Raw genomic sequence first — 14,461 nt, forward strand, 5'->3', positions numbered from 1 at the left:
ACGCGACAGGCGTAAGGAAATGCCTATATAACGGCTGCCACGACTTTTGCCATAGCCAAGACGCCTGAATGTCCGCCTTAGAACCGACCGCCGAGTTAAGCCGCGCCTCATTGATCGCGCGCGTCTGGCGCGATTATCTCCGTCCGCAAAAGGCGCGCCTCGCCGTCGCCGTCTCCGCAACGACCTCGCTGCTGCTCGGCGGGCTCAATCCAGCGGTCAATCTGCTGCTGCATATCCCGATAACCGATATGCGCCTGCCCGCCTGGCTGCAGGATCATCCCCTCGCCGCCATACCGCTGATCTTTGTTCTGCTCGCCCTGATCCGTTTCGTCGCCCAACGCGGCATGACCCTGTCGCTCAATCATGTCGGCAACACCCTGGTGGGAAAGATCCAGTCGCAACTGTTCTCGCGTCTGGTTCACGCCGATCTCGGCCGCCTGCAAAAAGCCCATTCCGGCGAATATCTGTCCTCTGTCCTCTATGACGCCGACCTGGTGCGCGAAGCCGCTTCGGCCAGCGCGGTCGCCTACCTGCAAAATCTGCTGATCGTCCTCGGCGCCTTTGCCGCCATGTTTCAGGCGGACTGGGTCATGGCGTTGAGCGTGCTGGTCATTGGACCCGCCCTGTCGCTGGTTATGGGCCGCTACCTGAACCTGACCCGCAAGGCGGCGCAGGCCGCGATGACGGAGACGTCCAGCCTCTCGACCGCCATTATGGAAAGCCTCGACGGCATCCGCATCGTCAAGATCGCCAACCAGGAAAGCTTCGAAGAGCAACGCGTGGGCGCGGTGATCGAACGCAGACAGGCTCACATCATCAAAGGCTCCAACGCACGCACCATGGCGGCGCCCGCCACGGAACTGCTGACCGGCCTGCTGCTGGCCGGCCTTCTGGCCTATGTCGGCTGGCGCAGCCTGCATGGCGGCATGACGGCGGGCGCCCTGCTGTCATTTCTGGCGGCCCTGGGCGTGGCCGGACAGGCGTTGCGGCAACTGGCGGGGCTGCAAGGCGTGTTCAGCCAGGGCATGACGGCGGCGCGCCGTCTGTTCGCCGCGCTCGACATCCGCCCGGAGATCGTCAGCGCGCCGAACGCCGCTGACCTGCCTGACGAGATCGGCCCGATCCGGTTTGTCGAGGCCCGCTTCGCCTATGGCGAGGCGCCGGTGCTGGACGGGGTCAGCTTCAGCGTTACGCCGGGCCAGAGCGTGGCCCTGGTTGGGCCTTCGGGGTCCGGTAAGTCCACTCTACTCAATCTGATACCGCGCTTTTTCGATCTGACCTCCGGCGATATCCGCTTCGGCGAGGTTTCGACCCGCGCCGTCACCCTGCATTCGCTGCGGTCGCGCATCGCGCTGGTGACGCAGGATCCGTTCCTGTTCGATGACACGATCCGCGCCAATATCGCCTACGGCAATGGTGAGCCGACACAAGCCGAGATTGAGCAGGCCGCGAAGGACGCCGCCGCGCATGACTTCATCATGGCCCTGCCGCAGGGTTACGACACGCGCGCGGGCGAAGCGGGGTCGCGCCTGTCCGGCGGCCAGAAGCAGCGCATCGCCATTGCGCGCGCCTTCCTCAAGAACGCGCCGATCCTGCTGCTCGACGAGGCGACCTCGGCGCTCGACACCGAATCCGAAGCAAGAGTGCAGGAGGCGCTGGAGCGGCTGATGCGGGGACGCACCACCTTCGTCGTCGCCCACCGCCTCTCGACCGTGCGTCACGCCGATCAGATTCTGGTGCTGGATCATGGCCGGATCGCAGAACGCGGAACGCATGACGCGCTGATCCGTCAGGGCGGCCTCTACGCCCGTCTGGCCGCCGCGCAGTTCGACCTGCCCGCCGAGGCGGAGGCTGCGCAGTGAAAAGCCTTCTCGACAGCGCCCTGACGCGCCGCCTAATCGCCTCGGTCGTCTCCGGCTATCTGAAATTCTGCTACGCGACCACAAGCTGGACCTATGAGGGCAAGGCCGAGGTCGAGCAAGTCTGGGCCGAGGGCGGCCCGGTCATCCTGATGTTCTGGCATGAGCGGCTCAATCTCGGCCATGCGGGCTGGCCCTATCCGGGTCTGCGTAAAGACAGCGCCCAGCCGGTCGCCGTCCTGACCTCGCTAAACAAGTTCGGCGACGTTATCGCGCTAATCAATAAGTATTTCGACCATCACACCATTCGCGGCTCCACCGCCAAGAAGTCCGATCCGGCCAAGAACAAGGGGGGCGCGCAGGCCTTCCGCGACCTGTTGCGCTGGGTCCGCGCGGGGAATTGCGCAGCCACGACGCCGGACGGCCCGCGCGGCCCGCGCCGCTATTTGCAGGAGGGTTCGCTGAAGCTGTCGCAGATGTGCGGCGCCAGAATGGTCTGCCTGGGGCAGGCGACGCATAACCATCTGCGCTTCAACTCCTGGGATCGGATGCGCCTGCCCCTGCCCTTCGGCAAGGGGGTCATGGTGTGGACCGTGCTGCCCGCCGTGCCGAAACACGCCGATGAGGCGGAGCTGGAGCGCCTTCGCCTTGAGGCCGAGGCGGCGCTCAACTTCGTGACCGACCGCGCCGATAGCCTGGCCGGACTGGCGCCGGAGCCTGCGGCGTGACGGCGATGCTAGCCCTTTACCGGCAGGCGATGCGCGCTTTCCACGGCTTCGCGCCGGGTGTGCTCAGACGCCGCGTCGCCGAGGGCAAGGAGAACGCCGCACGCTGGCGCGAACGGTTGGGCGAGAGCGAAAAGACGCGACCGGACGGGCGGTTGGTCTGGTTTCACGGCGTCAGCGTCGGCGAGAGCCTGTCCGCTCTGCCAGTCATCGAGGCGATCCGCGCCGCGCGCCCCGATCTCAATGTGCTGATCACCAGCGCCACCATCACCTCGGCGGAAATCCTGTCGCAAAGGCTGCCAGAAGGCGTGATCCACCAATTCGCGCCAGTCGATACGCCGCAGGCGGTGCGCGCGTTTCTCGACCGGTGGCGTCCTGATCTGGCCGTTCTGATCGAAAGCGACATCTGGCCGGTGCTGCTGGGCGAACTGGATGCGCGCCGCATACCGCGCATCCTTCTGAGCGCGCGGATCACCGAAAAGACCGCAAAGGGCTGGCGGCGGTTCCGCGCCTCCATGTCATCCCTGCTGGCCGGATTTCAGCTCATCAGCGCGCAGGACGGCGCCAGCGAAAACCGTCTCAAGGCGATGGGGCCAAAGGTCGCCGCGCGCGTTCAGACGCGCGCCAATCTCAAAACGCTGGGCGCCGCCCCGCCGGTGGACGCGGCCAAGGTCAAGGCCTTGAAAGCCATGATCGGCGGCCGCTTCGTCTGGCTGGCCTCCAGCACCCATCCGGGCGAGGAGGCGTTGATCGCGCAAACGCTTGAACCGGGCCTGCTGGGCGGCGACCTGCTGATTCTGGCGCCGCGCCATCCGGTGCGCGCGGGCGAGATTCGCGCTGGCGTCGCGGCCATGGGGCTGAGCGTCGCGCAACGCTCGCTGAACGAGGGCGTCACCGACCGCGTGCAGGTCTATCTGGCCGACACGCTCGGCGAGATGGGGACTCTGTTCACGCTTTCGGACATCGTGATCATGGGCGGCAGCTTCTTCGAGGGCGTCGGCGGGCATAATCCGCTGGAGCCCGCCCGGCTTGGCAAGAGCGTGGTGACCGGCCCGGACATAGCCAACTGGCGCGGCGTCTATACGGACCTCGTTCAGGACGGCGCGGCGTTGAAGACCACCGCCGAAGCGCTGGCCGCCGTCGTGCGCCGCCTGCGCCACCACCCGGACGAAGTCTATGCGATGGACCGGCGGGCGCTCGCCTTCAGTCAGCGCGAAGGCGGCGCGCTCGCGACGGTCATGGCCCTGCTGACGCCGCTGCTGCCGGATGCGGCGCCATGATCCGCACGCCGGCCTGGTGGTATCGCCGACATGCGCAAGGCGCGCCGTGGTGGCGCCCCGCCCTGTGGCCGCTGTCGCTGATCTGGCGCGGCGTCAATGGGTTCAAGCGCGCGACGGCGAAGCCTTATCGCTCATCCTTGCGTGTGATCAGCGTCGGCAATCTGACGCTGGGCGGCTCCGGCAAGACGCCGATCGTGGCGGAAATCCTGCGCCTGCTGGGTCAGCGCGCCGTCGGCCTGTCGCGCGGGCATGGCGGAAGATTGGCCGGACCGGTTCTGGTCGATCCGATCCGTCACGCCGCCGCCGATGTCGGCGACGAGGCGCTGCTGATCGCGCAGCATCATGACATGGTGGTCGCGCGCGACCGCGCGGCGGGGCTGAAACTGATCGAGGCCAGCGCTACGGACGTGGCCGTGCTGGACGACGCGCACCAGAATGTGAAGATCGCCAAGGATGTGCATATTCTGGTCGTGGACGGCGACACACGCAGCGAGACCTGGCCGTTCGGCGATGAGGGCGTCTGCCCTTACGGCCCGATGCGCGAACCCTTCGAAACCGGCTTTGCGCGCGCCGATCTGGTCGTGGTCTGGATGCCGGATGAGGCCATGCAACCCGATCCGACGCTGCTGGCGAAACTGGCGGGCAAGCCGGTGTTTGTCGCGCGGCTGCTTGCTGAACCGGGCGCGGGGCGCGTTCTGGGCTTCGCCGCCATCGCCAAGCCGTGGAAGTTTGAAGCCACGCTGAAGGCCTGCGGTTACGAGGTCTTAGAATTCGAGAGCTTTCCCGACCACGCCCCCTTCAGCGAGTCGCAACTCAACCGCCTGTCGCAGCGCGCCGAGGCGCAACAGGCCGGGTTGATCACGACGGAGAAAGACTGGGTGCGCCTGTCTCCCGAATGGCGGTCGCGCGTCACATGCCTGCCGATCCGCGCCCGATTTGACACACCCGACGCCCTGCTTGCGCATCTGGCTTGATTCAAAATCAAGCCGCGATTAGTTTTCTAAAATGAAAATAATAAATCGGGCGCGTCGTCAGACGTGGGCCCTTTGCGGAGGAATGACGTCACATGAAATTTCACACACCTTTTCGCGCCGCCTTGCTGACCGGACTAGCGGGACTGGCTGTCGCCTTGTCTGTACAGGCTCAGGACATACCCAACGGCGTCAGCATCAACAATAATGGCGTTACGAACGGTCGCGAGGTCGATCTGTTAAAAGACAAGATCAAGACCTACAACGGCACGGATCAGCAGACGATTAAGCCAACGATCTACGCCAATCCGGGGCCGAGCTTTACCGAGATATCCGCCGCAGATCAGGTCAAGGCGATGGGCGCGGGCGTGAATATCGCGGGCGGTTACGACGCCGGATACTGGGATGGCAAGGGCAAGGCCGATTTCAGCGACGAAGACATCAAACGCGTCGCCGACGCCGGTTTCAAGACGATCCGCGTGCCCTTGATGACCTTCCGGCACATTGCGGACACCGAAGGCAATCTCGATCCCGAATACGTCAAGAAGATCGACCACATCGTCGATCTGGCCATCGCCAATCATCTGAACGTCATTCTGGACGAGCATGACTTCGACGACTGCGCGAAGGATGCGGACGCCTGCGGCGTACTTCTGTCAAATGTCTGGTACGATTTGGCTCTGCATTTCCAGACTGCGCCGAATTCAGTGATGTTCGAGTTGCTCAACGAGCCGCACGACAAGATCACAGCCGACTTGTGGAACGCCTGGCTCCCGGACCTGATCGCAACGGTGCGTCAGTTCGATCCGACGCGCAACCTGATCATTGGCCCTGTGATGTGGAACAGCGCAGACCAATTGGCCAATCTGAAACTGCCCGCCGATCCGCACATCATCGTCACCTTCCATGACTATTCGCCGATGGAGTTCACCCATCAGGGCGCAAGCTGGGCCGGGCCGCAACTTGAAAAGCTGCGCAATGTGCGCTGGACCGGTACGCCGGAGCAGATGGCGGCGCTCAACAAGACCTTCGATACGGTCAAGGCATGGAGCGAGGCCAATAACCGTCCGATCTTCCTCGGCGAATACGGAACCTACGGCAAGTTCAATCCGAACATGGATGATCGCGCCGCCTGGACCAGGGCTATGTCGCAAGCCGCCGATGCGCGCGGCTTCGCCCGCGCCTACTGGTACTACCAGGACGGCGACGGCTTCGGCGTCTGGGACAAGGACAAGCAGCAATGGGTCAAGCCCATCCTCAAGGCCCTGCTGCCCAACAGCCCCGCCGCGCAATAAGCCCACAAACAAGAAAGGACGCCCCACCGGCGTCCTTTTTTTTCGATATAAAATCTGCTTTAGGCAAGAGCCTTGAGGCGCATGGCAGGAGGTGAGCGCCGCAGGTACATCAGTACCTGCAAGCGATGCCGACGCACCAGGCGTCCAAGGATCGCCGCCTAAAGGGCGCGATGGGCGATGTCGGTGCGGTAAAATCCCCCCGGCCAGTCGATCTTCGCAATGGCCTCATAAGCCCGGTCGCGCGCTTGGCGGATATCGGCGCCGCGCGCGCAGATGTTCAGCACGCGCCCGCCGGCGGCGCGCAAGGTTCCGTCCGCGCTGCGCGAGGTTCCCGCATGGAACACGATGACGTCCGGGCCGAAGTCGGACTCGGCGCCGCGAATGACCGAACCGGAGAGCGGGCTGTCAGGATAGCCCTTGGCGGCGAAAACCACGCAGACGGCGGCCATGTCGTGCCATTGCGGCGGCGGCAGATCGCGCAGGCGGCCCGTGGCGGCGGCCAGAAGGTACGGTACGAGATCGCTCTTGAGCCGCAGCATCAGCACCTGGCATTCCGGGTCGCCGAAGCGGGCATTGTACTCGACCAGACGCGGCGCTTCGTCCTCGATCATCAGGCCCGCATAAAGCACGCCCTTATAGGGATGGCCCTCGGCCTTCATCCCGGTCATGGTCGGCGTCAATATCTCGTCCTGCGTGCGTTTCAGCACGGCGTCCGTCACCACCGGCGCGGGGCTGTACGTGCCCATGCCGCCGGTGTTCGGGCCAGTGTCGCCGTCGAAGGCGCGCTTGTGGTCCTGCGCCCAGCCGAACAGGATCGAGGTCTCGCCGTCGCACAGGGCGAAGACGGACGCCTCCTCGCCGGTCATGAACTCCTCGATGACAATCTGCGATGAGGCCGGACCATAGCGTCCGCCCAGCATCGCCTCGATCTCAGCGACGGCGTCCTGATAGTCGGGCGAGATGGCCACGCCCTTGCCCGCCGCCAGACCGTCCGCCTTGATCACATAGGGCGGATCATAGGTTTTGAGGAAGTCGCGCGCCTCGGCGACGTTGTCGAACGTCTCGGACTGCGCGGTCGGGATGTTGTGACGCTTGCAGAAATCCTTGGTGAAGGCCTTGGACGATTCCAGTTGCGCTGCGGCTTTCAGCGGCCCGAAACACGGAATGTTCAGCGCCTGCATCGCGTCGCCGATCCCTTCGGCCAGCGCGCTTTCGGGGCCGACCACGACGAGATCGGCGGATATCTCCTTCGCCAGCGCGGCCAATCCCGCCACATCGGTCGCCTTGACGTCGCGCAGCTCGCCCAGCCCCGCCATGCCCGGATTGCCCGGCGCGATCACCAGGCGCTTCAGCAGCGGCGACTGCGCGATTTTCCATGCGAGGGCGTGTTCGCGGCCGCCCGAGCCGATCAGCAGGATGTTCATGGGATTTGGCCGTAATGCTTTCCGGCGGAAAAATCCATAAGGCCGGGAAATATTTTACCCTGCGGAGTCACCCCACAAGCCGCTGCGCGCCTTCGCCTTCCAGACAGCGATACAGCACGGCGTAGAATTGCGGCAGGTCGATCGGCTTGGTCAGCACGCCGGTGAAACCGCAGGCGCGCGCGTCCTCCGGCAGTTTCTGCGCGGCAGCGGTCAGAGCGACGATGGCGCCAGGGCGCCGGTCGTCCGGCAGGCGGTCGAGTTCGCGCGTCGCGGTCACGCCGTCCATGACCGGCATCTGGATGTCCATGAAGACCAGATCGAAATGCTCGCGACGGCACATGGCCAGACTTTCGGCGCCATCGCAGGCTTCAAAGATTTCCAGCCCGTAATCCTTGAGCAGCAGGCGGATCAGTTCGCGGTTGATCGGGTGGTCGTCAACGATCAGCACCTTACGATCTTCCAGAAAGACCGGCTTCTGATCGTGCGGAGCGACGGTGACGGGCGGTGTGGCGGCTACCACGGGAATCTCGAACCAGAAGCAGCTTCCCTGCCCCGGCGTCGAGTCCACGCCGATTTCGCCCTGCATCAGTCGCACGATCTCATAACAGATCGACAGCCCCAGTCCCGCGCCGCCATATTTGCGGTTGATCGAGGCGTCGACCTGATGAAAGCGGGTGAACAGACGCGCCTTTTGCGCCTCCGTCAGACCGGGACCGGAATCGCGCACCTCGACGCGCAGACGTCCGGCGTCGCTGAAGGTCATGCGAACATCGACAAAGCCTGTCTGTGTGAATTTGCAGGCGTTACCGACCAGGTTGTACAGCACCTGACGCAGGCGCGTATCGTCGATCATCAGCCACAGGGCCGAGTCGGGACGGCAGTTCAGGCGGAGGTCAATATGACGGCTTTCGGTCAGGGTGGCGAACTGGTCGATAATGTCGCCCGCCAGAGCGCGGCAATCGACCGGCTGCGGCGACAGGGTCACCTGCCCGGCCTCCAGCTTGGAGAAGTCCAGCACGTCTGTGACCAGACCCAGCAAGGCCTCGCCCGCCTTGTTGATGCGGCCGATATAATGGCGCGCGTCGCGCGGCAGGTTGTCCACGCCGGTCAAAAGGTTGGCGTAACCGAGAATGGTGGTCAGAGGCGTGCGGATTTCATGGCTCATATTGGCCAGAAAATCGGACTTGGCCTGCTGGTGCGCCTCGGCCTGCGCCTTGGCGGCGCGCAGCGTCTCCTCGACCCGGCTCTGTTCGGTAATGTCTTCCAGTATGCCGAACAGGTGTTCCGGCCGACCGTCATCGCCCCTGACGACGCCGCCTTTGGAATAGACGATGCGCTCCTCGCCATCGGCGCGCATCAGGCGCGCTTCAAAGGTGAAGTCCTGGCCATTTTCCATCGCCGTCCAGATGCAATCGCGCACCAAAGCGCGATCAAACGGGTGAAACAGGTCGATGGCGGTGGTCAGGTCGGGCGTATAGCTGTCGCGGCTCAGACCGTGGATCGCATAGACGCCGCGCGACCAGAAGCAGTCGCGCGAGCGCACGTCGATCTGCCAGTAACCGACCTCGGCGACCTCCTCCATCAGTTCAAGTTTGCGCTGCGTTTCCTGCAGTTTGCGGATCGCCGCCTTACGCACCAGACCGTCCTTGCGCTGGGCGATCAGGCTGGACACGCTGTCGGCGATGCGACGCAGGCGACGCTTTTGATCGTCGCCAAAGTCCTGACGCGTCCGCGTGTCGATCACGCAGATCGTTCCCACCAGAGCGCTTTCATAGGTCAGGGGCGCGCCCGCGTAAAAGCGGATATTCGGATCGCCGGTGACGAAGGGATTGTCAAGGAAACGCGCATCCTTTGTCGCGTCCGGCACGACGAGGACATCGCCCAGTTCCAGCGTATGCTCGCAGAACGAATAGCGCGTCGGAACTTCGGACAGCGGACAGCCGACGCGCGCCTTGAACCAGTGACGCTCGCCCTCGGCCAGCGAAATGAACACGATCGGCGCGTCAAACACATCGGCGGCCAGTTCGGCCATCTGGTCGAAGCTGGCTTCCGGCTCGGACTCGACGATGTCGAGTTCGCGCAGCGTTTTGAATCGCTTCAGTTCCAGGTCCAGCGACATATCGAACATCGAAAAAGGAAAGCCTTACACGCAATACTGGCGTTTACCCTACATCACACGCGCTTTAGACTTCCTGAAGATGCAGGGTTAATGGCGTTTTAGACCTGCGCCTGCGGGCGAAATGCGCTAATTTGCCGCCATGTCCAGCGACCTTTTCGTCCCCCCCGATTCGCCGTCCGCCAGCAACGCCGCGCCCTATTCCGTCTCGGAACTGGCCGGGGCGCTCAAGCGCACGATTGAGCAGGCCTATGACCATGTCCGCCTGCGCGGAGAAATCTCCAAGGTGACGCGCCACGCCTCCGGCCACGTCTATCTGACGCTCAAGGACGACCGCGCCGCCATCGACGGCGTGATCTGGAAGGGTCAGGTTCCCCGCCTGCAAACCCAGCCAGACAGCGGGCTTGAGGTCATCGTCACCGGGCGGATCACCACCTTTCCGGCCTCGTCCAAATACCAGATCGTCATCGAGCAGATGGAGGTGGCGGGCGTCGGCGCGCTGCTGGCCCAGCTTGAGCGGATCAAGAAGAAGCTGCACGCCGAAGGCCTGTTCGCGCCGGAGCGCAAGCGCCCGCTGCCGTTCGCGCCGCGCACGATCGGCGTCATCACCTCGCCGACCGGCGCGGTGATCCGCGACATCCTGCACCGCATCCGCGACCGCTGGCCATGCCGGGTGATCGTCTGGCCGGTGCTGGTGCAGGGCGATCAGGCCGCGCCGCAGGTGATCAGGGCGTTGCAAGGCTTCCAGAGCGGCGACGTGGTCCGCCCGGACGTGCTGATCGTGGCGCGCGGCGGCGGCTCGGTCGAAGACCTGTGGCCGTTCAACGACGAAGCTCTGGCCCGCGCCGTCGCGGCCTGCGCGATCCCGGTGATTTCGGCGGTCGGGCACGAAACCGACACCACCTTGATCGACTATGTCAGCGACCGGCGCGCCCCAACCCCGACCGGGGCGGCGGAGATGGCGACGCCGGTTCTGTCTGAGTTGCGCGCCTTCGTCGCCGATCTGGAGCGCCGCCGCCAGACCTGTTTCGGCCAGTCTATGCAGAGGCGTCAGGAGCGCGTCGCCCTGCTGGCGCGCGCCCTGCCCCGGCCGCAGGAGTTGATCGACGCGGCGCAGCAGCGGCTCGACTTCGCCGGTCACCGTCTGAGCGGCGGGCTGATGGCGAACCTCAATGCGCACGACACCGCCCTGACCCGCATCGTGGCGCGCTTCCGTCCCGGCCTGCTCGAACATCCGCGCCGTCTGAAAAGCGACGCCCTGGCGCAGTTGTCGCAGCGCGCCGACCGCGCCGTGACGCGCAAGCTGGCCCTGAGCGCCAGCCATGCCCGCCTGCCCGACCTGGCGGAGCGGATGCAGGCGGCGATGGCGCGCGCCCTGGCCCTGCGAGGCGAACGGCTCGGCGCGCTGGAGCAGTTGCGCGTCAGCCTCGATCCTGACCGCCCGCTCAATCTCGGCTTTGCGCGCGTCAACCGCCCCGACGGCGCGCTGGTCGCCTCGCCGCAGGGCGTGAACGCGGGCGACGCGCTGGTCCTGACCTTTAAGGGCCGGGAAACGCTCGACGTTATCGCCGGTCCGGGCGGGGACGCGCCGCCGCCGCCCAAAGCGAAGCCGCGCCCGGCGCCTGCGGTCAAACCGGCTCAGGGCAGCCTGTTCTGATCTTGATACACACGCGCAACACGCCTATGTTCGGCGCATGAATATGCACGCTCCTCTACCGGGTCAGGCCGTCCTGCATTATGGCGACGGCGATTACACCATTATGCGCCCCGGCCAGTTCGTGATCTGCGCCATTTCGGGCCGCCAGATTCCGCTCGACGCCCTGCGCTACTGGAATCCGCACACGCAGGAAGCCTATGCCAGCGTCGCCGAGGCCACCGAAGCCTGGCGCCGCCTCAACGGCCAGAAGCGCGCCTGATGCCGCACAGCCGCCGCTCGGTTCTCAGCTTAGGAGCCGCGCTGGCGGGCGGCGCGTTCGCATCAGGGCTGCGCGCCCAGACCTTGCCCTTCCAACTGAGAGGCCGCTTCACACAGGGCGGCTGGTGCATCGGACGCGCAGCGTCCGGCGCGCGACTGTCCGTGGACGGTAAGCTCTACGGGCAGGTGGACGCCCGCGGTCTGTTCTATGTCGGTTTCGACCGCGACGCACCCGCGCAATCCACCCTGTCCTGCGACGGCCAGAGCGTCACGCTCGACATCGCCCCTGTCGCCTATGACGTGCAGCGCGTGGACGGTTTGCCGCAGAACACGGTCACCCCGCAGGGCAAGGAACTGCTCGATCGCATCGGACGCGAATGGGTGTTGAAGAATACGGCCTTCGCCAGCCTTTATGACAGCGACGACTTCCGACGCGGCTTTGTCTGGCCACTGAAAAAGTTTGTCGTTTCAGGGCATTTCGGCAATCAGCGCATCCTTAACGGCGTGCCGAAAAGCCCGCATATGGGCTTTGATATGGCCGCGCCCGTCGGAACCCCGATCCACGCGCCGCAGGCGGGGCTGGTCGTGCTGGCCCAGCCCGATATGTTTTACGAAGGCGGCCTGACCTTCATTGATCACGGTCAGGGCCTGATCTCGATGTATCTGCATCAGTCCGCCGTCCTGGTGAAGGCCGGACAGAAGGTGACGCAGAGGCAGTTGATCGGCAAGGTCGGCGACAAAGGCCGCGCCACCGGTCCGCATCTGTGCTGGCGACTGAAATGGCGCGACCGGCATCTCGATCCCAGCCTGATGGTCGTCTGACGGCTTGCAGGATTTTTCATTCGGTAACAGCAGACCGTAAAATAGTGCGTTCTCATCCGGGGCGAAAGTTTTTCTGGACATGGGGTTGCGACCCGGCGTAACAGCGGTTCGTTTTTGCGTCGCCCTGCAAACCCATAGCTTTAAACCTTTTCCTGAACGATGGCCGATTACAGCAGTCTGAAAATTCTTCTGATTGAAGACAACCAGCATATGCGTTCGATCGTCAGCGCCATTCTGGGCGGTTCGGGCATCCGCCATGTCCGCGAGGCGCGCGACGGCGCTGAAGGGCTGGACATGCTCAAACAATATCCGGCCGACATCGCTCTGGTCGATTTCAATATGGAGCCGATCGACGGCGTTGAATTCACACGTCTGCTGCGCAACGCGCCCGATTCGTCCAATCCCTATCTTCCTGTCGTGATGATCACCGGCCATTCCGAGCGCTCGCGCGTTACCCAGGCGCGCGATTCCGGCGTCAATGAGTTCGTCGTCAAGCCGCTGACCGCGCGCGCGCTTTTGGGGCGGCTCGATTCGGTGATCATGCGCCCGCGCCCGTTCATCCGTTGCAAAACCTATTTCGGCCCGGATCGCCGCCGCAAGAGCGACGAACAGTATGGCGGCCCGTTCCGCCGCAACACCGACGGCGTGCTTTAAGATTCTGTTTATAAATCTTAACGCGACCTATCGCGTTTTTCGGATTCAGCCCATAGTCCCGAAGACTCGGTATGATTCGCGCCGAAGGCTGGAACCGCCCCATGTTGAAACCGACACCGCTTATCCTGACCCTGACCTATATTGTGATCAGCGCCAGCATCGCGGCCATGATCTATAATGGCGGCTCCGACGCCGGAACGGCCATCGCCGCCCTGCTCGGCGGACTTGGGGTCTGTTTCGCCTTCCATACCTTCGCCGCGCAGTATCTGGCGGAAAAGCGCATCAGCAAGGACATAGACAGTGTGCGCGAGGCGCATCGCCTGATGGTGGACGCCATTGATTCGACGCAGAAGGACATGGTCGAACTGGCCGAACGCGTGCAGGAAAACCGCATGACGCGCTCTGACGAACTGACCTCCGAGGTGCGCATGCTGGAGGATCTGGTCAAGAAGCTGGGCGAAAGCATCGAGGATCGCCTTGACGCTTGGACGACCGGCTCCGCGACCGTCGTGCCGCTGCATGCCGGGGTCGCCGGGGTCAGCGCGCGCGAACAGCAGGCGATTGCGCTGATCGAGACGATCCGCGAGGCCCTGATCGCCAACCGCGTCGATCTGTATCTGCAGCCGGTCGTCAGTCTGCCGCAGCGCAAGACCATATTTTATGAAAGCTTCTCGCGCCTGCGCGATGCGTCGGGCCGGGTGCTGATGCCCGCCGAATATTTAAGCGTCGCCGACGCCGAGGGGCTGGTGCCGTCGATCGACAATCTTCTGCTGTTCCGCTGCGTGCAGATCGTGCGCCGTCTGGCCAAGCAGGATCGCCGCATCGGCATCTTCTGTAATATCTCGCTGACCTCCCTGCGCGATGAGACCTTCTTCCCGCAGTTTCTGGAATTCCTCGCCGAAAACCGCGATCTGGCCGGGTCGCTGATCTTCGAGCTGGGCCAGGACGCCTTTGCGTCGCGCGCCTCGGTCGAGGCGCGCAACATGGCCAAGCTGGCCGATCTCGGCTTCCGCTTCTCGCTCGACAAGGTGACGAGCATCGACTTCGATCTCCAGGACCTGCACCGCTCGGATGTGCGCTATGTCAAGATCGGCGCCAATCTGTTGCTCGAACAGCTTCTTGAAGTCGAGGGCAAGCCGGCGATGAAGTTCCTCAAGGACATTCATGCGGGCGACTATGCCGGCCTGCTGGCGCGCTACGGCATCGAGGTCATTGCCGAGAAGGTCGAGAGCGAAAAGCAGGTGGTCGATATTCTCGATATCGAAATCGGCTATGCGCAAGGCCACCTGTTCGGCGAACCCCGCGCCATCAAGGAACAGGTGCTGGCCGAAACCGACCCGCCGGCCGGTTTCATCAAGTCGACCCTACCCCAGGTCCGCCGCCGGGCCTAAGTAGTCTCT

The 14,461-nt window shown here is 64.2% G+C and carries 12 protein-coding genes; 10 read left to right on the top strand and 2 right to left on the bottom strand.

Annotation, left to right across the window (positions count from 1 at the left end):
• Positions 1-68 precede the first annotated feature (68 nt).
• The 5 genes from ACTHLA_RS17380 to ACTHLA_RS17400 all read left to right on the top strand — a co-directional run bounded on the left by ACTHLA_RS17380 (position 69) and on the right by ACTHLA_RS17400 (position 6,130).
• Positions 69-1,862, top strand: a complete 1,794-nt coding sequence (locus ACTHLA_RS17380; RefSeq protein WP_440192463.1) for an ABC transporter ATP-binding protein — start codon at positions 69-71, stop codon at positions 1,860-1,862.
• A complete protein-coding gene (locus ACTHLA_RS17385) occupies positions 1,859-2,587 on the top strand; it encodes a lysophospholipid acyltransferase family protein (protein ID WP_440192466.1) in 729 nt (242 codons plus the stop codon). Before ACTHLA_RS17380 ends, ACTHLA_RS17385 begins: the two co-directional genes overlap by 4 nt.
• Before the next feature lie 5 nt (positions 2,588-2,592).
• A complete protein-coding gene (locus ACTHLA_RS17390) occupies positions 2,593-3,864 on the top strand; it encodes a 3-deoxy-D-manno-octulosonic acid transferase (RefSeq protein ID WP_440192498.1) in 1,272 nt (423 codons plus the stop codon).
• On the top strand, positions 3,861-4,838 hold the full coding sequence (lpxK, locus tag ACTHLA_RS17395) for a tetraacyldisaccharide 4'-kinase (protein ID WP_440192468.1): 978 nt from the start codon (positions 3,861-3,863) through the stop codon (positions 4,836-4,838). The genes ACTHLA_RS17390 and lpxK overlap by 4 nt, the downstream gene beginning before the upstream one ends.
• Before the next feature lie 92 nt (positions 4,839-4,930).
• Positions 4,931-6,130, top strand: a complete 1,200-nt coding sequence (locus ACTHLA_RS17400; RefSeq protein ID WP_440192471.1) for a glycoside hydrolase family 5 protein — start codon at positions 4,931-4,933, stop codon at positions 6,128-6,130.
• Positions 6,131-6,288: 158 nt separating this feature from the next.
• On the opposite strand, the gene purD is transcribed toward ACTHLA_RS17400, so the two are convergent.
• On the bottom strand, positions 6,289-7,554 hold the full coding sequence (purD, locus tag ACTHLA_RS17405) for a phosphoribosylamine--glycine ligase (protein WP_440192474.1): 1,266 nt from the start codon (positions 7,552-7,554) through the stop codon (positions 6,289-6,291).
• 67 nt (positions 7,555-7,621) lie between these two features.
• Entirely contained in the window at positions 7,622-9,673 is a 2,052-nt protein-coding gene (locus ACTHLA_RS17410) for an ATP-binding protein (RefSeq protein WP_440192477.1), read from the bottom strand.
• Positions 9,674-9,812: 139 nt separating this feature from the next.
• On the opposite strand from ACTHLA_RS17410, the gene xseA reads away from it, so the two are divergent.
• The 5 genes from xseA (at position 9,813) to tipF (ending at position 14,452) form a co-directional block, all read left to right on the top strand.
• A complete protein-coding gene (gene xseA / locus ACTHLA_RS17415; RefSeq protein WP_440192480.1) occupies positions 9,813-11,327 on the top strand; it encodes an exodeoxyribonuclease VII large subunit in 1,515 nt (504 codons plus the stop codon).
• Positions 11,328-11,364: 37 nt separating this feature from the next.
• Positions 11,365-11,586 (top strand): DUF2093 domain-containing protein, encoded by a 222-nt coding sequence (locus ACTHLA_RS17420; RefSeq protein ID WP_440192483.1) that lies wholly within the window; start codon positions 11,365-11,367, stop codon positions 11,584-11,586.
• Positions 11,586-12,407 carry a M23 family metallopeptidase gene (locus tag ACTHLA_RS17425; RefSeq protein ID WP_440192486.1) on the top strand — a complete coding sequence of 274 codons (822 nt, stop codon included), beginning with the start codon at positions 11,586-11,588 and terminating at the stop codon, positions 12,405-12,407. Before ACTHLA_RS17420 ends, ACTHLA_RS17425 begins: the two co-directional genes overlap by 1 nt.
• Positions 12,408-12,566: 159 nt before the next feature.
• Positions 12,567-13,061 carry a response regulator gene (locus ACTHLA_RS17430; protein WP_440192489.1) on the top strand — a complete coding sequence of 165 codons (495 nt, stop codon included), beginning with the start codon at positions 12,567-12,569 and terminating at the stop codon, positions 13,059-13,061.
• Positions 13,062-13,162: 101 nt separating this feature from the next.
• Positions 13,163-14,452, top strand: a complete 1,290-nt coding sequence (tipF, locus tag ACTHLA_RS17435; protein WP_440192492.1) for a flagella assembly cyclic-di-GMP phosphodiesterase TipF — start codon at positions 13,163-13,165, stop codon at positions 14,450-14,452.
• Positions 14,453-14,461 lie beyond the last annotated feature (9 nt).

This window comes from Asticcacaulis sp. (assembly GCF_051956075.1).
Taxonomy (GTDB): Bacteria; Pseudomonadota; Alphaproteobacteria; order Caulobacterales; family Caulobacteraceae; genus Asticcacaulis.